Origin of the sequence: Streptomyces sp. NPDC127092 (assembly GCF_042722475.1) — a bacterium.
Lineage (GTDB): Bacteria > Actinomycetota > Actinomycetes > Streptomycetales > Streptomycetaceae > Streptomyces.
This window is the reverse complement of sequence record NZ_JBHXFE010000013.1, coordinates 45,393-67,079: the sequence shown is the minus strand read 5'-3', so window position 1 is coordinate 67,079 and position 21,687 is coordinate 45,393. Positions and strand designations below refer to the sequence as shown.

The following is a 21,687-nucleotide window of genomic DNA, read 5'->3' as shown; positions in this document are numbered from 1 at the left end:
TCAGCCGATGAGGGCGACCGGCGCGTCCCAGGAGTTCCTGTCGACGGTGAGGGTATAACCGCCCCTGGTCTCCTTGCTGTTGGCCTTGTACTGGTGGCCGCGGCTGTGGTCGGTGTACAGCTTCGGATCCCAGGGCCAGTCCCTGGTCGTGGTCTCCTGGCCGTTCCACAGGGCGTACCAGAGGTTGCCCGGCAGGTCCTTGCGGTCCTTGGCGGTGGCGATCGCCTTGGCGCTGGAGCCGCTGAAGCCGTAGAGGCCGGCGCGGTAGGTCTTGGCGCGCAGGGTCCTGGTGAAGGACCGTACGTAGGTCAGGGTCGCCTCGTTGCACGCCTTGTCGGCCGTGTCGTACGGCTCCATGTTGAGGTAGATCGGGCTGCCGGCCTTCATGCCGAGCGCCGAAGCCTTGGCGACCGCGTCGTCGGCGTTGCTCGCGCCGACCGAGGCCGCGGTGGCCGCGGTGAACCTCTCCTTGTTCCCGCTCTTCTGGCAGGGCGGCTGGGCGCCGACGTAGAGGGGGATGACCCGCCAGCCGAGCCCGTCGACCGACTTCACCCACGACCTGGTCAGGTTGGGCTGGCCGCAGCCGCGGTTCCTGCCGCCGACGTAGACCGCGACACCGCCGTAGTGGCCGTCCTTCTTCCACGCCTTCATCGCCGCGAGCGAGGGTGCCTTGCAGGTGTCGAACGCCCGCCCGGTGTACGTCCTCTGGGCCGGCCACGCCGAGGCCGCCATCGACGTCTGCGCGGCGACCCCGGCAGCGACCACGACCGCGATCCCCGTCGTCGCCAGGGCTGCGTAGCGGCCCTTTCTGGACAGCCGGTGCTTCGCCATTCCCACCCCATACGAAATCCGGCCCCGCCTCCCGCGGAGCCCACTCACCCTATCCGGAGGCCTGTCGGGGGTGGTACGCGCGGGGAGCGGGGAAGGGACGGTACGAGCCCGCGGTCGACGCGCCCGCGGCACGACGAGGGAGGACACGTCCATGGCACAGGCCCACCGGCCGACCGGCACCGACTCCGGCGCCACTTCACCGGGAACGGCCCCGGCCACCCGGCAGAACCGGCTCCTCCGGCTGGGCACGCTGCCCGTCGCGGCGACGGCGCTGACGGCGACCGTCGCGCTCTACATGACCCTGGTCGCCTTCGGGAACATCACGGACTTCGGGACCAACCAGCAGTTCGTCCAGCACGTCCTGAGCATGGACACCACCTTCAAGGACCCTGACCTGATGTGGCGCGCGGTCGAATCGCCCGCCCTGCAGAACGCCGCCTACGTCGCCGTCATCGTCTGGGAGACGCTGGCCGCGGCGGTCCTCCTCGCCGCCACCTGGTTCTGGATCACGGGGCTGCGTCGCGACGCGTACGACCGGGCCCGCGCGGCCAGCACGGTGGGGCTGGTGATGGTGCTGCTGCTCTTCGGGGCGGGCTTCCTCGCGATCGGCGGCGAGTGGTTCGCCATGTGGCAGTCCTCCGACTGGAACGGTCTGGACGCCGCGGCCCGCAACGTCGCGCTGGCCGCCTTCACGCTCCTCGTGGTCCACCTGCCCGGAGTCCGCCGGGCAGACGCCGGACGGACGACCTGACGCGGCCTGCGCCCCGCTCGGAGCGGTCAACGGCGCACCCGGTACCGCAGGTGCAGCACCCGGTCGCCCCGGATCACCACGTCAGGGTCCTCCAACAGGTGCTGCGCGTCGACCGACCCGAAGTAGCGCCTGCCGGACCCGAACACGACGGGTGCGACGTCCATGCGCACCTCGTCGACGAGGCCCGCGGCGAGCACCTGGCCACCGACGTCGCCGGCGGAGACCTCGACCAAGCGGTCACCCGCGAGCTCCCGCGCCTTGGCCACGGCCGCCACGACGCCGTCGACGAAGTGAAACGGCGCCTCGGGGTCCCAGCCCTCGGGCTCCGGCCGGTGCGTCACGACGACCACGTGGTCGACCCCGCTCGGCGGCGTTCCGTCCCAGCCGTCCGTCAGGTCGAAGACGCGCCGGCCGGCGATCGTGACTCCGACCTCGTCCCAGTACGGCCGGGTGTAGTCGTAGGACACTTGCGACACCTTCAGCGCCCCGCTCCCGTCCAACGGGACGTCACCGCTGGACAACCAGTCGAACAGCGGTCCGGGCTGGTCGTTCTCGTCCGCGATGAAGCCGTCCACCGACACCGAGCCGTACATGACCACCTTGCCCACGGGGCTCTCCTCTGCTCTGGGGCGCCCCAAATTAGCGTGTCGTGACCGTGTTCCTCGGAACCTCGGCAGAGTGAGGCCCCGGTCGCCGGGAGCGGCGGCCGGGGCAGGGAGTGGTGCGGGTCAGGAGGCGGAGCCGGTCACCGTGTTGCCGGACTTGGTCACGTGGTACGTGACGGTGGCGCCGGTCCAGAAGCGGAAGGTGAGGGTCACCGGGGCGTCGTCCTTGAGCGACTTGAGGAAGTCGGCCTTGATGGTGGTGGTGTTGGCGCCGTAGTCGGCGCGGTAGTTGTCGAACGACTGGAACGTGGTCCAGAAGGCCGGGCCGGCGGCGGTGCCGTCGGCGTAGGTGGACTCCACGTTGGCCATCAGGTCACCGTTGAACCGGGTCGGGATGGTGAGTCCGTCGGCCGTTCCGGTGGCGTCGGACAGCGCGGGCTTGTCGTACGAGCGCACGAAGAGCTTCCAGGGGACCCCGTCGGAGTACCGGACCTGGAGGGTCGCGTTGAGCCCGAGGGCACGGTCGCCGGCCAACCGGGTGAGGGCGGTCGCCGTCAGCGTCAGCCGATCGCCGTCGAGGGTGTAGTCGCGGAACGGCATCAGCGGGACGTCGCCCTGCCACAGCCCCGCGAACCCGAGCCCGTTGCGGTTCAGGGTGATGGTCTGCGCCGTGATGGGGCCGGAGCTCGGCAGGAAGACGTTGTCGGTGGAGGCGGTGCCCGAGCGGGTCCTCCAGGACGACTTGATCAGGGCCTCCATCTCGGGGACCTGCCACTGCATGGTGTTGCGGTTCAGGAAGTCGTTGGCGGCGTCCCAGAGCGCGGTGGTCATGCCGTTGGCCCGGGCCTCGTAGCTGACGTGCTCGAAGTACTTGAGCATCTCGCCGCGCTCGACGACGCCGGAGTAGGGCGAGGTGAGCAGGCCGAACTCGCCGAGGTAGACGGGGACGCCCCTGGCGACGAGGGTGTCGTGCACCCGGCGGAAGCCTTCGGTCAGGTCGTTGCGTGCCGTGGCGTCGTAGGTCGTGCCGTTGGCGATGTTCACGCTGAACGGGTACCAGCTGTAGTAGTGGACGGTCGCCACCAGGTTGCGGTCGTTCAGCGACGTGATCGTCGTCGACAGGTCGTCGAGCCAGTGCTGGGCGTTGTTGGTCTCCTCCGAGGGCAGGACGAGCAGGCGGTCCTTGTTCCCCCCGCCGCTGCTCCGGACGATGGAGTGGAACGAGGTGTTGAGCTCCCGCAGGTACTGGGTCTTCTGGGCGTCGGTGGCGTTGTTGAACTGCGGCTCGTTGATGCTCTCCATGAGCAGCGCGCGCGGCTCGTCCCTGAAGACGGTGGCGATCTGCCGCCAGGTCGAGTTGAACCGGGCCATGACGTTGTCGTGGTCGGTGGACATGTCGGCGATCCACTTCCACGAGTCGTGGTGGACGTTGATCTCGGCGTAGAGGCCGGCGGCGAGCGCCCAGTCGACCACCTGCTTGACCCGCGACATGTACGCCGGGTCGATGGTGTACGGGGCGGTGGCGGACTGGTGGGGGAACCAGGTGACGGGGATCCGGACGCTGCGGAAGCCCTGGGCCCGGAGGCCGTCGAAGGTCGCCCTGGTGGTGAGCGGGTTGCCCCAGGAGGTCTCGTCGGGGATGGCGTCCAGGGTGTTGCCGAGGTTCCAGCTGGGCTGCATCGCGGCCACGGCGGCCATCGGGTCCTGCGGGACCGTGACCGCCCGGTCCCGGGTCCGGGCCTGGTCGGCCGGTGCGGCGACGGCGGTGCCGGCACAGAGGCTGCCCGTGGTCACCAGGGCCACCAGGAACCCGACCGTCCGGCGGAGTCGGCGGCTGCGCGGAGGTGCGGTCTGTGGTGCGTTGTTCACGGGTCGTCCCTTTCGTGTGAGCGGATGGGGAAACCCCTGACGGGTGATCAGGGAAGCGGGAGCGGCTCGTAGTCGAACCGGTCGAAGTGGACGGTGCCGGCTGCGGCGTACATGCCGATGACCCGGCCGGTGAAGCCGCCGGCCACCTCGGTGGACAGGTAGCGGCCTTCGAGGGTGCCGAGCGCGGTGAAGCTGCCGTCGGGCTCCTCGATGCCGAAGGTGAGGACGTCCGGCCCGGTGCGCGGGCCGCGCGGGGGTTCCGGAGTGATGTCGACGCCGAGCACCACCGCTGCGGCGGGCACCGGGCGGGCGGCGACCTCGGTGCGCAGCGAGCCGATCCGGGCGAAGACCTTCACCTCGCCGGGGGCCGCCTCGATCTCGTAGTGGTGTTCCTCGTCCAGGCGGACGGCCAGGCCGCCGCGGCCCTCGGCGGGGTCGATCAGGGTGCGGGCCCGGCAGGCGAGGTGCTGCTGGCGCCGGCCGACGAAGACCGCGTCGTTCTCGTCGAGCGAGGCGCCGGCGGCGCGCAGGGTGAGCCAGCCGGATCGTTCCTTCGTGGTGCACAGGTGCTCAGGGCGCTCGCGCGGCGAGATCCATTGCGGGTGGAGCTCGGTCCGGTCGAAGTCGTCCCTGGCCGGTACGGCGGGCGCGGGATGCAGCGGCCAGGCCGGGGTGGGCAGTTCGGTGGTGACCTCGCCGACCACCGGCCAGCCGTCCACCCATTCGACCGGGGCGAGGAAGGTCTCGCGGCCGAGCACGTGCCAGCCGGGGGTGCCGCCGCGTGGCCGGACGGCGAGCAGCACCATCCACCAGGAGCCGTCGGGCGCCTGGACGAGGTCGGCGTGCCCGGTGTTCTGGACGGGACTGGCGATGCCGCGGTGGGTCAGCACCGGGTTGGCCGGGCACGGCTCGAACGGGCCGGAGGGCGACGGGCCGCGGGCGATGGAGACGGCGTGCCCGCGCTCGGTGCCGCCCTCGGCGATCATGAGGTACCAGTACTCGCCGATCCGGTACAGGTGCGGGGCCTCGGGCGCGATGGCGCCGGGGGCGCCGGACCAGATCCGGTACGGCTCTCCGAGGGTCTCGCCGGTGGTCGGGTCGATGCCGACCTGGGAGACACCGGCGACGGTGCACCAGCAGGTGCCGTCCTCGTCCCAGGCGAGGTCCGGGTCGATGCCGTGGATCCCGGCCAGCCGGACCGGGTCGGACCACGGGCCGGCCGGGTCGGTCGCGGTGAAGAGCAGGTTGCCGTCGCCGCTGACGTTGGTGACGATCAGCCAGAACCGGCCGTCGTGGTGGCGGAGAGTGGGGGCGTAGATCCCGCCGGAGGACGGGCTGTCGAGCGGGAGCCGGAGCTGGCTGGGCCGGTCCAGGGCGTTGCCGATCTGGGTCCAGTGCACCAGGTCGCGGCTGTGGAAGACCGGGATGCCGGGGAAGTACTCGAAGCTGGAGCACACGAGGTAGTAGTCGTCGCCCACACGGCAGACGCTGGGGTCGGGGTGGAATCCGGGGATCACCGGGTTGGGCACGGTGCCGCCGGGCCGGGGCTGCTCTGACACGTGGGTCGGTTCCTTTCGGTGCTTCGGTTCGGGAGGGGAGTGGTGATGGTCATGTCATGGGCATGACAGGCGCTGGCCGGGTGAGGCGCAGCAGGACGGCGGACGGGTCCGTCGGCAGGGTCAGGGTGAGTTCGGCGGTGTCCGGGTTCCAGGCCGTGGCGGCCCGGCTCGACGACGGGTAGAGCACCTCGACGCGGACGTCGGCGCCGGCCAGGTGGGGGAGGCCGAGATCCCTGACGGGCTCCTCGCCGGAGCGGCGCCAGGCGGTGACGTAGGTGGTGGCCGGGGTGTGCAGTGCGAGGGCGATCCACGGGTCCTCCCAGCCCGGGAGCCCGATTGGCCAGGAGGGCAGCGCCTGCGGCAGGTCGGCGCGGATCGACTTGTGGACGGTGACTGCCTCGTGGACCAGCGTCCTTGCTTCCGGGGACAGTTCGGTGATCCGGCCGGAGAGGTGGATACGGCCGAGGAGCGCGCCCGCCATGGTGAAGGCCACTTCGTCGAGGGAGTCCTCGGGCAGCGGGTACGCCCAGACGGCGCCCTGTTCGGGCGTGACGGCGGTGGGTGCCGCCGCCGCGATCGGCGGGTAGCGCAGCAGGTCCTGCTGGTCGCTGGTGGACTGCAGCTGGAGCCGGGAGAGCAGAGCGTGGTCCATCCGCATGCCGCCGGAGGCGCAGTTCTCGATCACCAGGTCCGGGTGCCGGTCCAGGACGCCGTCCAGCCAGTCGAGCGCCGGCGACGACACGGGTGCTGCGGCCGGCGGTGGTGGGGAAGCGGCCGCCTCGCTCGGGCGAGGAGGCCCGCAGCGGCCGGTGCTGCCAGCGGCATTCGGCGAACCACTCGTTCTCCGCCCACAGCAGCTCCGCGCCCTCCAGGGCCGCCGGGTCGCCTCCGGTGAGGCAGCCCGCCACGAGCGAGCCGACCGACTCCAGGTACAGCGTCCGCGGCCCGTCGTTGCGGAGCAGCACCTCGCTGCGCAGCACCGGCAGGCCCTCCGGGACCGGTGGACCGCCCGGGCGGTCAGACCGGTCTCCGGCTCGTGCAGGTCGACGGTGAGCACGTGCCAGTCGCCGTCCCGGGTCGCGCGGTGGGAACGGTCGCGCAGCCGCGAGCCGAGCACGGAGTTGACGAGGTGGCGGCCTGACCAGTCGCGGCCGAGGCCGGCGGTGGTCACCTCCACCAGCGGCAGCGGCAGCGGCAGCGGTGCGGCGGGGCGCGGCGCGGTGGTCTTCTCGCCGGGCGCGCCCAGGCGGATCAGGCGCGCAGGGGCGTGCTCGCCCAGGGAGATCTCCAGCTCCAGGGCGTCGTGGCCCCAGCGGATCGTCTCGTGCGGGTCGGTCATGGTGCCTTCCTCGGTAGGAGACGCGGTGGAAGGTCAGTGCGCGGGCAGGACCGCGCAGGCGCCGGGCGACAGTTCGCTCAGGGGGGCGTCGGTGAGCAGGTCGTGGCCGGGTCGCGGCAGCGGTACGGCCTCGGCGCGGTGGTTGAGCAGCAGGTGCCAGCGCCGGCCGTCCGGTGCGTGGCGGGTGACGGCCTCGACACCGGCCGGCAGGCCGGGCAGCTCCGGGGAGACGCCCGCCTCGGAGAGCAGCCGGCCGACCAGCGCCGCGTAGCCGGTGTCGTCGAGCCGGGTGGAGAGGTACCAGCCGTGGCCGGAGCCGGAGCCGAAGGCGTGCCGGGTCAGGGCCGGGCCGCCGTCGAGCATGCCGTGCGTGTAGGCGGCGAGCGTCTCGGCGCCCTCGGTGCGCAGGGCCTCGCTCCAGACGCCGGCCGTCGAGCCGTCGGAGAGCGTGATCCGCTCGTCCTGCCGCAGCGGGCGGTGCTCCTCGACCCGGATGCCCAGTGCCTCGCGCAACGGGGCGGCCGGGTAGCCGCCGAGCCGGGCGTGGAGGCGTTCGTCGACCAGGCCGCTGAAGTGCTGGACGAGCAGCGTCCCTCCGGCGGCGACGTAGCGGCGCAGGTTCTCGGCGCCCGCGTCGGTGAGCAGGAACAGCGCGGGCGCGACAACCAGGCGGTAGCGGCCGAGGTCGTGCTCGGGGTGGGCGAAGTCGACCGTCCGGCCGGCGTCCCACAGCGCCCGGTGGGCGCGGCGCAGCGTGGTGAGGTAGTCGAGCTCGGACGACGGGAGACCGTCGGCGTTCATCGCCCACCAGGCGTCGGAGTCGTGCAGGACGGCGACCTCGGCCCGGACGGTGGAGCCGGCGAGTTCGCCGAGCCGGGCGACGGCTTCTCCGACCGCCGTGACCTCGCGGAAGACGCGGCTGTCCGGCCCGGCGTGCGGGACCATCGCCGAGTGCCACGTCTCGGCGCCGGCCCGGGACTGGCGCCACTGGAAGAACAGCGCGCCCTCCGAACCGCGGGCGATGTGGGCGAGCGAGTGGCGCAGGATGTCCCCCGGCTCCTTGCCGAGGATGCGGCCGCCGTCGTAGACGGTGTCGGTGCCCGATTCCATCAGCAGCCAGGGGGCTCCGCCGGCCAGGGAGCGGGCCCGGTCGGCGTCGAAGGCGGCCTGGGCGGCGGCGTCGACGCCGGGCGCGGTGGGGTAGTGGTCGATGGACACCAGGTCGACCTCGCGGCCGAAGGCCCACAGGTCCAGGTTCTGGTAGCCGGGAAGCATGAGGTTGGTGGTCACCGGGCGGTCGCTGTGGGCGCGGATGGCGTCGCGCTGCTCGCGGTAGGCGGCGAGGGTCTCGTCGGACCAGAAGCGGCTGTAGTCCAGCGTCTGGCCGGGGTTGCGGTGCCACTGGCTCTGGCGGGGCGGCAGGATCTGCTCCCACGAGGTGTAGCGCTGGCTCCAGAAGGCCGTTCCCCAGGCCTCGTTGAGGGCGTCCAGGGAGCCGTGGCGGGCGCGCAGCCAGACCCGGAAGGCGGCGGCGGTGTGGTCGCAGGAGCAGAGGGTGACGTACTCGTTGTGGACGTGCCACAGGGCGAGCGCCGGGTGGTCGCCGTAGCGTTCGGCGAGGGCGGCGGCGATGCGGCGGGCGGCCTGGCGGTAGGCGGGGGCGGTGAGGCAGTAGGTGTCCCGGCTGCCGTGGGTCAGGAGGGTGCCGTCCGGGCGGACGGGCAGGGCGTCCGGGTGGGCCAGGGTGAACCAGGGAGGCGGGGAGGCGGTGGGGGTGGCCAGGTCGACGGCGACGCCGGCTGCGTGCAGCCGGTCGAGCTGGGAGTCGAGCCAGTCGAAGTCGTAGCGGCCCTCCTCGGGCTCCGTCAGGGCCCAGGAGAAGACGCCGACGGTGGCGAGGTTGACCCGCGCCCGGCGCATCAGCTCGTCGTCCTGCTTCCACACCTCGGCGTGCCACTGCTCGGGGTTGTAGTCCCCGCCGTAGGCGAGGCCGCCGAGGCGGTCGGTGAGCCGGTGGATGTCCATCTGAAACCGTATCTCCGGTAAGGGTGTCAACTGCGGCGCGGAACCGGGGCGGTGCTTTCGCGGACCACCAGTTCCGGTGGCATCAGGAGGAGCCGGTCCTCCGGCTCGTCGCCGGCGGCGGTCGCGGCGATCCTCGCCATGACCTGGTCGACGGCGACCTGCCCGAGGTCCTTCTGCGGTCCGGTCACGGAGGTGAGCCGGGGGGCGTGCTGCTCGGCCATCGCCTCGGGGCAGAGGGCGATGACGGAGGCGTCCTCGGGGACGGTCCGTCCGCTGGCCCGCAGCAGACTGAGCAGCGGGCCGATCGCCGCCTCGTTCTGCACGACGAACCCGGTGGTGTCCGGGCGGTCGGCGAGGACGCGGGCCAGCGTGCCGGCGGTGCTCTCGTACGTGCCCTCGCACGGCCGGTGGAGGAACCGCAGGCCCCGCTGCTCGGCGCGGGCGCGGAAGCCGTTCAGGGTGCGCTCGGCGTAGCCGGCGTGCCGCCGGTAGACGCCGCTGCTGTAGCCGATGAAGGCGATGTCGTGGTGGCCGAGGTCGGCCAGGTGGTCGGCGCACAGGGCGCCCGCGGTGGCGAAGTCGTGGTCGACGCAGGACAGTCCGGTGGGGTCGTCGGGCAGGCCGATGAGTGCGGCCGGGATCTCCTGGGCGCGCAGGACCGGGACGCGGTCGTCGTCGAGCCGGACGTCCATCAGGATGACGCCGTCGGCGAGCCCGGTGGCGGCGACGCGGCGCACGCCTTCGGGGCCTTCGTCGTTGGTGAGCAGCAGGACGTCGTAGCCGTGTTCGCGGGCCGCCACGGTGACGGCGATGGCGATCTCCATCATGGTGGGCACGTGCACCTCGGGGTGGAGCGGTACCACCAGCGCGATGATGTGCGAGCGCTTGCCGGCCAGGGCCCGGGCGCCCGCGTTGGGGTGGTAGCCGAGGTCCGTGATGGCCCGCTCGATGCGGATCCTGGTCTCGTCGGAGATCGGACGCTTGCCGCTGAGGGCGTAGCTGACCGTGCTGGACGAGACGCCGGCGTGCCTGGCCACATCGGCGAGTGTCACCATCGCTGTGCTTCCTTCGTGTCGGTTACGGGGGAGCGGCCCGGCCACGCGGCGGGGAGGCCCAGGGCCTGTCTTCCGGATCAGGCCCTCGTGTGCGGGGCCGCTCCCGGTCCGGGGCGCCCGGCTTCGGCTCAGCCCTTGATCGCGCCGGTGAGGACACCGGTGCGCAGGTGCTTCTGCACGAACGGGTAGATGATCACCAGTGGTACCAGGGTGAGGACCACGACCGCCATCTGCAGCGACAGCGGCGCGGTCTGCGTGTGGGTGCTCCCGAAGCCCGAGTTGACGGAACCGGGCAGGCCGTTGGCCCGGTTGACGTAGGTGAGCAACACGTACTGCAGCGGCCACTTCTGACTGTCCGTCGGCATGTAGAGCATGACGTTGAAGAACGAGTTCCAGTACCCGACGGCGTAGAAGAGCGCGGTGACGGCGGTGACGGCACGTGAGGTGGGCAGGACGACGGACCACAGGATCCGCCAGTCCCCGGCGCCGTCCATGCGGGCCGCGTCGATCAGCTCGGAGGAGGTTTCCTGGTAGAAGGCGCGCAGCACCAGGATGTTGAAGACGGAGACCGCGCTCGGCAGGATCAGCGCCCACCACTGGCCGTAGCCACCGAGCCCGGTGACCACCAGGAAGCTCGGGATGAGTCCGCCGCTGACGAACATCGTGACGATCAGCAGCATCAGGACGAAGCGGTGGCCGAGCGACCGGCGCCGGGAGAGGCCGTAGGCGCACAGGACGGAGACGACCATGGAGATCGTGGTGCCGACCACGGTGATGCCGAGGCTCACGAGGAGCGCGGTGGAGACGGTCGGGTCGCTGAGCATCTGGCGGTACGTCTCGGTGGTCAGGCCGTCCGGCCAGATCACCAGGCCGCCGGCCCGGTTGATGGCACCGGGTGTGGAGAAGCTGGTCAGCACGATGATCCAGAGCGGGACCAGGATGACGGCGAGCGTCCCGCCGAGCGTGAGCCCCTTGGCGGCCTGGCCGACCGCGGTCGGCGGCTCCTCCCAGGCCGGGCGGGCGGAGTGGGTCCGGCGCCGGGCCGCCGCTGTCGCCGTGCGGCCTTTCTCGCCCCGGGAGGCCATGGTGAGTGCGTTGGTCATTTCCGATACAGCCCGTCCTCGCCGAAGGCGTGCGCCAGCTTGTTGGCACCCCAGATGAGCAGGAGGGAGACCACGCTCTTGAAGAGCCCGGCCGCCGCGCCGTAGCTGTAGCCGCCGGTGGCGATGCCGTAGTAGAAGGAGAAGGTGTCCAGGACGTCCGCGGCCTCGTGGCCGACGGCGTCGCGCTGGACCAGGAACTGCTCGAACCCGACGGACAGCGCGTTGCCGAGGCGCAGGACCAGCATCAGCACGATCACCCCGCGCAGGCCCGGCAGCGTGATGTGCCACATCCGCCGGAACCGGCCGGCGCCGTCCGCGGCCGCGGCCTCGTACAGCTCGCTGTTGATCGCGCTCAGCGCCGCGAGGAAGACGATGATCCCCCAGCCCGCCTCCTTCCAGATCACCTGCGAGGTGACGAGGAGTGCGAAGGTGTCCGGGTTGGTCATGATGTCCCAGGTGCCGATGTCGTGCCGGCGCAGGAACTGGTTGAGCACGCCGGCGCCGCCCAGCATCTGCTGGAAGATCGTGACCGCCAGCACCCACGAGAAGAAGTGCGGCAGGTAGACCACCGACTGGAAGAGGTTGCGGATCCGCTCGCTCATCACCGAGTTGAGCAGCAGGGCCAGCGCGATCGGGACCGGGAAGAACAGGACCAGCTGGACGAAGCTCAGGTACAGCGTGTTCTTCATCGCGGCCCAGAAGCCCGGGTCGCCGAACAGCTGCCGGAACTGGTCGAAGCCGACCCATTCGCTGCGCCAGACCCCGACCAGCGGGTCGTACTCCTGGAAGGCGGTGACGACGCCGAACAGCGGCACGTAGTTGAACACCAGGAGCAGGACGACCGCGGGGATCGTCATCAGCAGGAGCGACTTGTCGCGCTTCAGCCGGACCCGCCGGTCGAGCCGCGCCGGCGAGACGGGGCGCTTCGGCACCGCGGTGCTCACTGGCCGGAGCCGTACTTGTCGAGGACGTTGTCCGTCATCCACCGCTTGAGCCGCTCCCCGGGGCCGGAGCGCCAGCCGGCGATGGCGGCCTGCACGTCGGAGACCTTCTTCTTGCCGTGGTAGCAGTCCTTGAGGGTGTCGTTGACGCCGGCCGCGGCCTCGGCCGCGGCCAGGGACTGCGGCATGCTGAGGTTCATGCCCCAGAAGGGCGGCTTGGTGAGGTACCTGACGTTGGCGGCCGACCAGCCGGCGTAGTCCTTGGTGACCTGTTCGCCGCCCGGGTTGCTGATCACGGAGGAGGTGGCGGCAAGGAACGGGTACGTCGTCGCCTGGACGTCCTTCTTGCCCTCCTCCGTGAAGGTCGGCACGCCCTTCACCCGGGTGTGGTGGACGCCCTCGACCCCGAAGTTGACCAGGGTGTACTCGGCCGTGCCGTAGGGAGCGGCGAGGTAGTTCGCGACGGCGAGCAGTTCCTCGATCTGCGCGGGCTTCAGCCGGGCGTTGAGGTAGCTGATCATGCTGGCGCCGGCGCCCATGTAGGCCACCGGGGTGCTCTTGCCGTCGGCGGCGATGGCGTGGAACGCGCCGCGCCGGTAGTGCGGGTCCGCGGCGACGCCGGACTGGTGGTCGGACAGGTTCCAGGCGCCCAGTCCGCCGCCCGTGATGAGCACCTTTCCGCTGTAGAAGCGGGTGGACCCGTTGGCGACGTCACCGGCGAGCGCGTCCGGATGCATGGAGCCGGAGGTGGCCAGACGGTAGTGCCAGTCGACGGCCTCCAGGAACTCCTGCGTCTCGAACATGTGGACCAGCTTGCCGTCGTCGATCCGCCACTTCATCGGTACGTTCCACGCGCTCTGGAGGTAGACCCACACGTCGTCGAAGGCCCACACGCCCCGCTTGGCGTCGGTCAGTTCCTTGCCGAGGCGCATCAGGTCGTCGGCGGACCTGACCTGGTCGGCGGTGATGCCCCGGGCATCGAGGACGTCCCGGCGGTAGAAGACGGCACCGGGCATGCCGAAGCCGGTGGAGAAGCAGGGGATCCCGTAGAGCTTGTCACCCCAGATCCCGTTCTGCCAGGCGCCGGTGGGGAGGGCGGCCAGGTTCGGGTACTTCTTGACGTTGTCGCCGGACAGGTACGGGGTCAGGTCCGCGAGCTGGGTGCCGGCCAGCCCGCCGGTGTTGAAGTTGGCGTTCCACCAGGACGGCAGCTGGATCCAGTCGGGCAGCTTCTTGGCGGCGGTCATCGTCGGGACGATCGTGTTGTAGTTGATCCCGTCCGCCGGCTTCATGGTCAGCTCGACCCCGAGCGCCTTGCTCATCGCCTGGTAGAAGGAGTTGCCGACCGGCGGGGCGGTGCCCCACATCGGAGTGACCGCCGTGTAGCTGCCGCCCTTGCCCGGAACGCCGGAGACGGTGACGGGCGGGGCGGCCGGGTAGGAGAAGTAGGCGGGGTCCGTCGCGGCGCCGGCGCCACCGTGCACAGGGGCTATGTCCGGCTTGACCGCGTCGGCGTTCGGCACATGGGCGGGCAGGGCCGCCTTCAGGCCCTCCCTGGTGTTCGCCCCGGCCTTCCTGCCCGAGTCGCCGCCGCAGGCGGACAGCAGGGGTGCCATCGCGGCGGCTCCCGCGACGGTGACGGCGGTGGTCAGGAAGCTCCTGCGTTTCATCCCGGATCTCATGGTGGCGTGGCCCCTCTCCGTCGAAGCGTCGAAGTGTCGAAGCGCTTGGATGTTTCGGCGACACTAACGACGCATTACAGGTTCGACAAGAGCCTGAACAAATCAAAAACCCCATGTTTCCGGGGGAGTTGACACCGGTTCTGGAGCGTGCCAGCGTCGAAGCGCTTCGACCTGTGACCACGAGCCGAGTCCGCCCGAGGGGTATTCCACGTGAGTTCCGTGCCCGCGTCCGCAGCCGGCCTGCCCGGCTTCCGCAATCCCGCACTCCCCCTGCGCAAGCGTGTCGACGACCTGCTCCACCGGCTCACCCCCGACGAGCGGCTCACGATGCTGCACCAGTACGCGCCGGCCGTCCCCCGCCTGGGCGTCGCAGCCTTCCGCACCGGCAGCGAGGGCCTGCACGGCGTCTCCTGGCTCGGTGAGGCGACGGTCTTCCCCCAGGCCGTCGGCCTCGGTGCCAGCTGGGACGTGGACCTGGTGCGCAAGGTCGCCGAGGCGGTCTCGACCGAGCTGAGGGCCTTCCACCACCACCGCCCGCCCGCGGTCGGCGGCCCCGAACGCGGACCCAACTCCCTCCAGGCCTGGGCGCCCGTGCTCAACCTGCTGCGCGACCCGCGCTGGGGCCGCAACGAGGAGGGCTACTCCGAGGACCCCTTGCACACCGCGCGGGTCGGCGAGGCGTTCTGCCGAGGGCTCTCCGGCGACCACCCGACCTACTTGCGGACCGCCCCCGTGCTCAAGCACTTCCTCGCCTACAACAACGAGGACGACCGCTGCACCACCTCCTCCGGGCTACGCCCGCGGGTGCTCCAGGAGTACGACCTGGCCGCCTTCCGCCCGGTCATCGCCTCCGGCGCCGCGACCGGCGCGATGGCCGCCTACAACCTGGTCAACGGCCGCCCCTGCCACGTCAGTCCGCTGATCGAGGCGGAGCTGCGCCGCTGGGCGGCGCCGACCGGTCACGACCTGTTCGTGGTGAGCGACGCCGAGGCCCCGTCCAACCTGGTCGACCCCGAGCACTACTTCGACGACCACGCCGAGGGCCACGCGGCCGCGCTCAAGGCCGGCATCGACAGCTTCACCGACCACGGCGAGGACACCGAGACGGTCGTCGGCCGGCTGCGGGAGGCACTGGAGCGCGGCCTGATCGACCAGGACGACATCGACCGCGCGGTCCGCCGCCAGCTCGAAGTGCGCTTCCGCCTCGGTGAGTTCGACCCCGACCTCGACCCGTACGCCGGGATCGGCCCGGAGGCGATCGACAGCCCCGAGCACCGCGCCCTGGCCCGGCAGGCCGCGATCGAGTCGACGGTCCTGCTCAAGAACGACGGCCTGCTGCCGCTCGACGCGTCCCGCGCACCGCGGATCGCCGTCATCGGCCCGCTCGCCGACACCCTCTTCGAGGACTGGTACAGCGGCACCATGCCGTACCAGGTGGGCATCGCCACCGGACTGGCCGCGGCCCTCGGCACCCACGGCGGTGAGGTGACCCGCGTGGAGGGCTCCGACCGGATCACCCTGCGCTCGCGCACCACAGGTGAGCTGCTCGGCAAGTCCGCCTACGACGTGACCGACTGGGGCGGCGGCGCCACCACGCTGCGCGCCGCCGACACCGGCCGCTATCTGAGCCTCCAGGACGACGACGCCCTCGCCGCCGGCCAGGACACCATCAAGGCCTGGTTCGTGAAGGAGACCTTCCGGCTCGAACCGGCCGGCCCCGACACCGTCCTGCTGCGCTCCGTGTTCACCGGACGCTACGCCGCCGTGGACCCGGCCGACGGCCGGGTGAGCGTCACCGCCGAGAGCGCGGCGGACGCCGAGCGCTGGCAGCGCGAGGTGGTGCGCGACGGCGCCGCCGAGGCCCGGACGGCCGCCGCGACGGCCGACGTCGCCGTGGTCGTCCTCGGCAACCACCCGATGATCAACGGCCGCGAGACCGAGGACCGCGCGGACACCGACCTGCCCGAAGGGCAGGAGGAACTGCTGCGCGCGGTTGCGGCCGTCCGCCCGGAGACCGCCCTGGTCGTGATGAGCAGCTACCCGTACGCCCTCGACTGGGCCGACGAACACCTGCCCGCCGTGGTGTGGACCTCCCACGGCGGGCAGGAGACGGGACACGCGCTGGCCGCCGTGCTGCTCGGCGAGGCCGAGCCCGCCGGCCGCCTGCCGCAGACCTGGTACCGGGGCGACGACCCGCTGCCCGCCCCGCTCGACTACGACATCATCAAGGCCGGCTGGACCTACCAGTACCACCCCGCCGCCCCGCTCTACCCTTTCGGCCACGGGCTGTCCTACACCGACTTCGGCTACCGCGACCTGCGCCTGTCGCAGCCGTCGATCGGGCAGGACGGCTCGGTCGAGGCCACCGTGACCCTGGCGAACGGCGGAGCCCGAGCCGGCAGCGAGGTGGTCCAGGTCTACGTCCGCGTCCTGGAAGCCCGTTACCAGGCGCCCCGGCTGCGCCTGGCCGACTTCCGCAAGGTCCGGCTGGAGCCGGGCGAGAGCCGCGAACTGACCTTCCGGCTGCCGGCCGAGCGGCTCGCCCACTGGTCCGTCGCCACCGGGAAGTTCACCGTCGACCCCGGCCGCTACGAGGTGATCGTCGCCCGCGGCGCCGACCAGCCGGTGCTCACCGCGCCGCTCACCGTGACCGGGACGGCCGCCGCGAGCCGGGCGGGCGTCGGACACCGCGTCCTGGCCGTCGACTTCGACGACTACGAGGACATCACCATCGTCGACGCCACCCGCACCGACGGCGACGCCGTCACGCCCACCGATCCCGCGCGGCCCGCCACGCTCCGCTTCCGCGACATCGACCTCTCCGGCGCCGTCCGGGTCGAGGCCGAGACCGCCCGCGAGTTCGAGGGGGCGGGACCGGCGCGGCTCGAAGTCCGGTCCGGCGACCGGACGGTAGCCGTGATCGAGGTGCCGGTGACCGGCGACCGCCACGCCTGGACGAGCACCACCTCCGAACTCGCCGCCCCGCTCCACGGCGCGCACGACCTGAGCCTGACCCTGCACGGCGACTTCCGGCTCACCGCCTTCCGCTTCGCCACGGCCGGCTGAGGGCCGCCGCCCCACCCACCGGCGGTCCGCCCATGGCGGGCGGACCGCCACCTGTTGCACCGCCTGACCTCGAACCCGACACCCGGAGGAAAAACCCCGTGCCGTTCACCGATTCCGGAGTAGACGAACTCGACGCCTACAAGCCCGAGTCGACCATCCCGCAGGACTTCGACGAGTTCTGGCAGCACACCCTCGCCGAGGCCAGGGCCCACGGCGGCGCGGTCAAGGCCGAACGCGTCACCACGCAGCACGGACTGCGCACCGTCGAGATCGACGACGTACGCTTCCCCGGCTGGAACGGCGAACCGGTGGCCGCCTGGCTGCTGCGCCCGCGCGGCGTGGCGGGCCCGCTGCCGGTCGTCGTCACCTACATGGGCTACTCCTGCGGCCGGGGGCTGCCCACCGAGCACCTGTTCTGGTCCGCTGCCGGCTACGCCCAGCTGGTGGTGGACAGCCGTGGCCAGGGCCACGACACCCCGGACCGCGACATGGGCGTCGGCACCCAGTGGGTCGGCGGCTTCATGACCCGCGGCATCGACTCCCCGGAGAGCTACTACTACCGGCGGCTGATGACCGACTGCGTGCGCGCCGTGGACGCCGTCGCGGAGCTGCCCGGACTCGACGCCGACCGGATCGTCCTGGCCGGCGGCAGCCAGGGCGGCGGCCTGGCCCTCGCCGTCGCCGGACTCACCGGCGACCGGGTGTCCGCGGTGATGCCCGACGTCCCGTTCCTGTGCCACTACCGCGAGGGTGCGCAGCTCGCCCTGGACGGGCCGTACCAGGAACTCGTCGACTACCTGCGCCGGCACAGCCGGCACCGGGTGCTGCCCGCCTTCACCACCCTGGCCTACTTCGACGGCGTCAACTTCGCCCAACGGGCGACCGCACCGGCCCTGTTCAGCGTCGGCCTGATGGACCCGGTCTGCCCGCCCCGCACCGTCTACGCCGCCTACAACCACTACGCGGGCGAGGACCGCACCATGACCGTCTGGCCCTTCGCCGACCACGCCGGCGGCTGCGGCTCCAACCCGCCCGTCCAGCTGTCCTGGCTGCGCGACCGCGGGCTGGTGCCGCAGCCGTGACCGCCGTACCCGATCCCCGACGGACCAGCGAGGCGGAGAACAGCATGAGCGCGCCGGCCCACCCGGTCCTGCCCCCCGGCTTCCACTTCGGTGCCGCGACCGCCGCCTACCAGATCGAAGGCGCCCACGACGAGGACGGCCGCGGCCCGTCCATCTGGGACACCTACAGCCACACCCCGGGCCGCACCGTCGGCGGCGCCACCGGCGACACCGCCTGCGACCACTACCACCGCTACCCCGAGGACGTCGCCCTGCTCCGGGAGCTCGGCGTCGACGGCTACCGCTTCTCGATCTCCTGGCCCCGCCTGCTGCCCCGGGGCACCGGCCCGGTCAACCCGAAGGGCCTGGACTTCTACGACCGGCTGATCGACGAACTGCTGGCCGCCGGGATCGCGCCCGCCGCCACCCTCTACCACTGGGACCTGCCGCAGGCCCTGGAGACTCCATCGGTCAGCGGCTCCGCCGCGGGGGGCGGCTGGCGGGTGCGCGAGACCGCCGAGGCCTTCGCGGAGTACGCGGCCGTCGCCGCCGACCGCTACGGCGACCGGGTCGAGCGCTGGATCACCCTCAACGAGCCGTTCTGCTCCGCCTTCGTCGGCTACGCCGAGGGCCGCCACGCGCCCGGCGCCCGGGAGGGCCGCGGGGCCCTGGCGGCCGCCCACCACCTGCTGGTCGGCCACGGCCTGGCCGTCCGGGAGCTGCGCGCCGCCGGGGCGCGCGAGGTCGGCGTCACGCTCAACCTCGAACGCCTGCACGCCGCCTCGGCACGGCCCGAGGACCTCGCCGCGCTGCGCCGGGCCGAGGTGCTGCACAACGAGGTCTGGACCGGGCCGCTGTTCGCCGGCCGCTACCCCGAGCACGAGGCCGAGACCTGGGAAGGCCTGGCCGACGGCCCCTGGCGCCTCCCGGGCGACCTGCGACTGATCGGTGCCCCACTGGACTTCGTCGGCATCAACTTCTACCGGCCGCTCACCGTCGAGGCCGCCCCGCACCGCGAGGCCGACCCCGAACGGCGCACCGCCGTGGACATCGGCGTCGCCGAAACCGACCCGTACGGCACCCGGCTCACCACCATGGGCTGGCCCGTCGTCCCGTCCGCCTTCACCGAGCTGCTCCGCGACCTCGACGCCCGCCACCCGCACCTCCCGCCGATCTGGATCACCGAGAACGGCTCGGCCGAGGCCGACAGCCTCACCCCCGACGGCCGGGTCCACGACCCGGAGCGGATCGACTACCTGGCCCGCCACCTCGCCGCCGTCGCCGACGCCATCGCGGCCGGGGTCGACGTGCGCGGCTACTACGTCTGGTCCCTGCTGGACAACTTCGAGTGGGCCCGGGGCTACGAACAGCGCTTCGGTCTGGTCCACGTCGACTACGCCACCCTGACCCGCACGCCCAAGGACAGCTACCACTGGTACCGGGGCCTGATCACCGCGCACCGCGCGCGGACGGAGGAACCAGCCCGATGAAGTTCACCGACGGCTACTGGCTGATGCGCCCGGGAGTCACCGCGCGCTACGCCACCGAGGTCGCCGACGTCCGCTCCGGCGAGGACCGGATGACCCTCTACGCACCCGTCAGACACGTGCGCGGCCGTGGTGACACGCTCAACAGCCCCCTGCTGACCGTCGAGTGCTGGTCCCCGGCCGAGGGCGTGATCGGGGTGCGCACCACCCACCACGCCGGTTCGGTCCGCCCCGGACCGGAGTTCGCCCTGCCCGGCGCCGAGCCCGGCAGCGGAAAGGTCCGCCGCGACGGCGACGTCGCGGAGCTCAGCTCCGGCGAACTGACCCTGCGGGTGGACACCGCGAAGCCGTGGCAGCTGGAGTTCACCGCGGGCGGCCGGGTGCTCACCAGCGCCGGCGAGCGCGGTACCGGCTTCGTCACCGACGCCGACGGCCGCCACCACATGCTCGGACAGCTCTCCCTGGGCGTCGGCGAGCTGGTCTACGGCCTGGGCGAGCGGTTCACCCCGTTCGTCCGCAACGGGCAGGTGGTGGACATCTGGCAGGCGGACGGCGGCACCAGCAGCGAGCAGGCGTACAAGAACATCCCGTTCCACCTGACCAACCGGGGCTACGGCGTCTTCGTCAACCACCCCGGCAGGATCAGCTACGAGATCGGCTCCGAGTCGGTCGGCCAGGTGCAGTTCAGCGTCGAGGACCAGTCGCTGGAGTACTTCGTCGTCCACGGCCCGACCCCCAAGCGGATCCTGGAGCGCTACACCGCGCTCACCGGCCGCCCCGCGCTGCCGCCCGCCTGGGCGCTGGGCCTGTGGCTGACCACCTCCTTCACCACCGACTACGACGAGGCGACGGTCAACGGCTTCGTCGGCGGCATGGCCGAGCGCGGCATCCCGCTGAGCGTCTTCCACTTCGACTGCTTCTGGATGCGCGAGTACCAGTGGAGCGACTTCCAATGGGACGCGGAGACCTTCCCCGACCCGGTCGGCATGCTGGCCCGGCTCAAGCAGCAGGGGCTGCGGATCTCCGCCTGGATCAACCCGTACATCGCGCAGAAGTCGGCCCTCTTCGAGGAGGGCATGCGCGCGGGCCACCTGGTCCGGCGCCCGGACGGCAGCGTCTGGCAGTGGGACCTGTGGCAGCCCGGCATGGCGCTGGTGGACTTCACGAACCCCGCCGCGCGGGCCTGGTACACCGGCAAGCTGCGCACCCTGCTCGACATGGGCGTGGACTGCTTCAAGACCGACTTCGGCGAGCGCATCCCCACCGACGTGGTCTGGCACGACGGCTCCGACCCGGAGCGGATGCACAACTACTACACCCACCTCTACAACCGCACCGTGTTCGAGCTGCTCCGCGAGGAGCGCGGCGAGGGCGAGGCCATGCTCTTCGCGCGTTCCGCCACCGCGGGCGGCCAGCAGTACCCGGTGCACTGGGGCGGCGACTGCGAATCCCACTTCAACGCGATGGCGGAGTCCCTGCGCGGCGGCCTGTCCCTCGGCCTGTCCGGCTTCGGCTTCTGGAGCCACGACATCGGCGGCTTCGAGGGCACCCCGACCCCCGCGGTCTTCAAACGCTGGGTGCAGTTCGGCCTGCTGTCCTCGCACAGCCGGCTGCACGGCAGCAAGTCGTACCGGGTGCCGTGGGACTACGGCGAGGAGGCCGTCGAGGTCACCCGTGAGTTCACGCTGCTCAAGCACCGCCTGGCGCCCTACCTCCAGCACGCGGCCCAGCAGGCGCACACCACCGGCGTGCCGGTGATGCGCGCGATGGTCCTCGAGTTCCCCGACGACCCGGCCGCCGCCACGCTCGACCGGCAGTACCTGCTCGGCGACGACCTGCTCGTCGCCCCGGTCTTCACCGAGGACGGCACGGTCGACTACTACGTGCCCGAGGGGACGTGGACCAACCTGCTGACCGGCGACCAGGTCACCGGCCCCCGCTGGGTGCGCGAACAGCACGGCTTCCACACCCTGCCGCTCCTCGCCCGCCCCGACTCCGTCATCCCGCTCGGCGCGGACGACCAGCGCCCGGTCTCCGCCTGGGCCGAGGACGTCGAACTGCGGGTCCACGCCTTCGCCGACGGCGCCGAGCGCACCGTCGTGATCCCGCGCGCCGACGGGCCCGGCGAGACCGCCCGCTTCCACCTGCACCGCACCGGCGACCGGATCCGGGTGACCACCGACAGCCCGCACCCGTGGCAGCTGCGGATCGGCGGCCCGGACGGCACCCTGCACACCAGCCCGGCCGGCACCTTGGAGGCCGACCTGCCGTACCCGGCCTGAGCCCGGCCCCCGTACGGCGGGGCCCCGCACG

15 protein-coding genes are annotated in these 21,687 nt (G+C 72.0%); 5 read left to right on the top strand and 10 right to left on the bottom strand.

Annotated elements, in window-relative coordinates; all coding sequences use genetic code 11:
- A complete protein-coding gene (locus ACFWJO_RS13475; RefSeq protein ID WP_386864853.1) occupies positions 1–831 on the bottom strand; it encodes a glycoside hydrolase domain-containing protein in 831 nt (276 codons plus the stop codon).
- Between the two features lie 151 nt (positions 832–982).
- On the opposite strand from ACFWJO_RS13475, the gene ACFWJO_RS13470 reads away from it, so the two are divergent.
- Positions 983–1,582 (top strand): DUF2165 domain-containing protein, encoded by a 600-nt coding sequence (locus ACFWJO_RS13470; protein WP_386864852.1) that lies wholly within the window; start codon positions 983–985, stop codon positions 1,580–1,582.
- A 26-nt stretch (positions 1,583–1,608) separates the two neighbouring features.
- Here ACFWJO_RS13470 and ACFWJO_RS13465 read toward each other — a convergent pair whose 3' ends face one another.
- From ACFWJO_RS13465 to ACFWJO_RS13425, 9 genes are all read right to left on the bottom strand, one after another.
- On the bottom strand, positions 1,609–2,190 hold the full coding sequence (locus ACFWJO_RS13465; protein WP_386864851.1) for a dihydrofolate reductase family protein: 582 nt from the start codon (positions 2,188–2,190) through the stop codon (positions 1,609–1,611).
- 120 nt (positions 2,191–2,310) lie between these two features.
- On the bottom strand, positions 2,311–4,056 hold the full coding sequence (locus ACFWJO_RS13460) for a cellulase family glycosylhydrolase (protein WP_386864850.1): 1,746 nt from the start codon (positions 4,054–4,056) through the stop codon (positions 2,311–2,313).
- Between the two features lie 47 nt (positions 4,057–4,103).
- The gene (locus tag ACFWJO_RS13455; protein WP_386864849.1) at positions 4,104–5,615 is read right to left on the bottom strand and encodes a glycoside hydrolase family 43 protein; all 1,512 of its coding nucleotides are present in this window, start codon (positions 5,613–5,615) and stop codon (positions 4,104–4,106) included.
- A 49-nt stretch (positions 5,616–5,664) separates the two neighbouring features.
- Positions 5,665–6,954, bottom strand: coding sequence for a hypothetical protein (locus ACFWJO_RS13450; RefSeq protein WP_386864848.1), 1,290 nt, complete (start codon positions 6,952–6,954; stop codon positions 5,665–5,667).
- 33 nt (positions 6,955–6,987) lie between these two features.
- Positions 6,988–8,979 carry a beta-galactosidase gene (locus ACFWJO_RS13445; RefSeq protein ID WP_386864847.1) on the bottom strand — a complete coding sequence of 664 codons (1,992 nt, stop codon included), beginning with the start codon at positions 8,977–8,979 and terminating at the stop codon, positions 6,988–6,990.
- Between the two features lie 26 nt (positions 8,980–9,005).
- On the bottom strand, positions 9,006–10,034 hold the full coding sequence (locus ACFWJO_RS13440) for a LacI family DNA-binding transcriptional regulator (RefSeq protein WP_386864846.1): 1,029 nt from the start codon (positions 10,032–10,034) through the stop codon (positions 9,006–9,008).
- Between the two features lie 128 nt (positions 10,035–10,162).
- Positions 10,163–11,137 carry a carbohydrate ABC transporter permease gene (locus ACFWJO_RS13435; RefSeq protein ID WP_386864845.1) on the bottom strand — a complete coding sequence of 325 codons (975 nt, stop codon included), beginning with the start codon at positions 11,135–11,137 and terminating at the stop codon, positions 10,163–10,165.
- The gene (locus ACFWJO_RS13430; protein WP_386864844.1) at positions 11,134–12,081 is read right to left on the bottom strand and encodes an ABC transporter permease; all 948 of its coding nucleotides are present in this window, start codon (positions 12,079–12,081) and stop codon (positions 11,134–11,136) included. Before ACFWJO_RS13430 ends, ACFWJO_RS13435 begins: the two co-directional genes overlap by 4 nt.
- Entirely contained in the window at positions 12,078–13,748 is a 1,671-nt protein-coding gene (locus tag ACFWJO_RS13425; RefSeq protein ID WP_386864843.1) for an ABC transporter substrate-binding protein, read from the bottom strand. Before ACFWJO_RS13425 ends, ACFWJO_RS13430 begins: the two co-directional genes overlap by 4 nt.
- Before the next feature lie 222 nt (positions 13,749–13,970).
- Here ACFWJO_RS13425 and ACFWJO_RS13420 point away from each other — a divergent pair, with 222 nt between their 5' ends.
- The 4 genes from ACFWJO_RS13420 to yicI all read left to right on the top strand — a co-directional run bounded on the left by ACFWJO_RS13420 (position 13,971) and on the right by yicI (position 21,656).
- Entirely contained in the window at positions 13,971–16,826 is a 2,856-nt protein-coding gene (locus ACFWJO_RS13420) for a glycoside hydrolase family 3 C-terminal domain-containing protein (protein ID WP_386864842.1), read from the top strand.
- A gap of 98 nt (positions 16,827–16,924) precedes the next feature.
- Positions 16,925–17,908, top strand: coding sequence for an acetylxylan esterase (locus tag ACFWJO_RS13415; protein WP_386864841.1), 984 nt, complete (start codon positions 16,925–16,927; stop codon positions 17,906–17,908).
- Positions 17,909–17,952: 44 nt separating this feature from the next.
- Positions 17,953–19,377 (top strand): GH1 family beta-glucosidase, encoded by a 1,425-nt coding sequence (locus ACFWJO_RS13410; RefSeq protein WP_386864840.1) that lies wholly within the window; start codon positions 17,953–17,955, stop codon positions 19,375–19,377.
- The gene (gene yicI / locus ACFWJO_RS13405) at positions 19,374–21,656 is read left to right on the top strand and encodes an alpha-xylosidase (protein ID WP_386864839.1); all 2,283 of its coding nucleotides are present in this window, start codon (positions 19,374–19,376) and stop codon (positions 21,654–21,656) included. Before ACFWJO_RS13410 ends, yicI begins: the two co-directional genes overlap by 4 nt.
- Positions 21,657–21,687: the final 31 nt, after the last annotated feature.

Bases quoted from the DNA above. Each gene is read 5' to 3' on its own strand.
- ACFWJO_RS13475 (WP_386864853.1), bottom strand. From the start codon at position 831: ATGGCGAAGCACCGGCTGTCCAGAAAGGGCCGCTACGCAGCCCTGGCG.
- ACFWJO_RS13470 (WP_386864852.1), top strand. From the start codon at position 983: ATGGCACAGGCCCACCGGCCGACCGGCACCGACTCCGGCGCCACTTCA.
- ACFWJO_RS13450 (WP_386864848.1), bottom strand. From the start codon at position 6,954: ATGACCGACCCGCACGAGACGATCCGCTGGGGCCACGACGCCCTGGAG.
- ACFWJO_RS13445 (WP_386864847.1), bottom strand. From the start codon at position 8,979: ATGGACATCCACCGGCTCACCGACCGCCTCGGCGGCCTCGCCTACGGC.
- ACFWJO_RS13440 (WP_386864846.1), bottom strand. From the start codon at position 10,034: ATGGTGACACTCGCCGATGTGGCCAGGCACGCCGGCGTCTCGTCCAGC.
- ACFWJO_RS13435 (WP_386864845.1), bottom strand. From the start codon at position 11,137: ATGACCAACGCACTCACCATGGCCTCCCGGGGCGAGAAAGGCCGCACG.
- ACFWJO_RS13425 (WP_386864843.1), bottom strand. From the start codon at position 13,748: ATGAAACGCAGGAGCTTCCTGACCACCGCCGTCACCGTCGCGGGAGCC.
- ACFWJO_RS13410 (WP_386864840.1), top strand. From the start codon at position 17,953: ATGAGCGCGCCGGCCCACCCGGTCCTGCCCCCCGGCTTCCACTTCGGT.
- yicI (WP_386864839.1), top strand. From the start codon at position 19,374: ATGAAGTTCACCGACGGCTACTGGCTGATGCGCCCGGGAGTCACCGCG.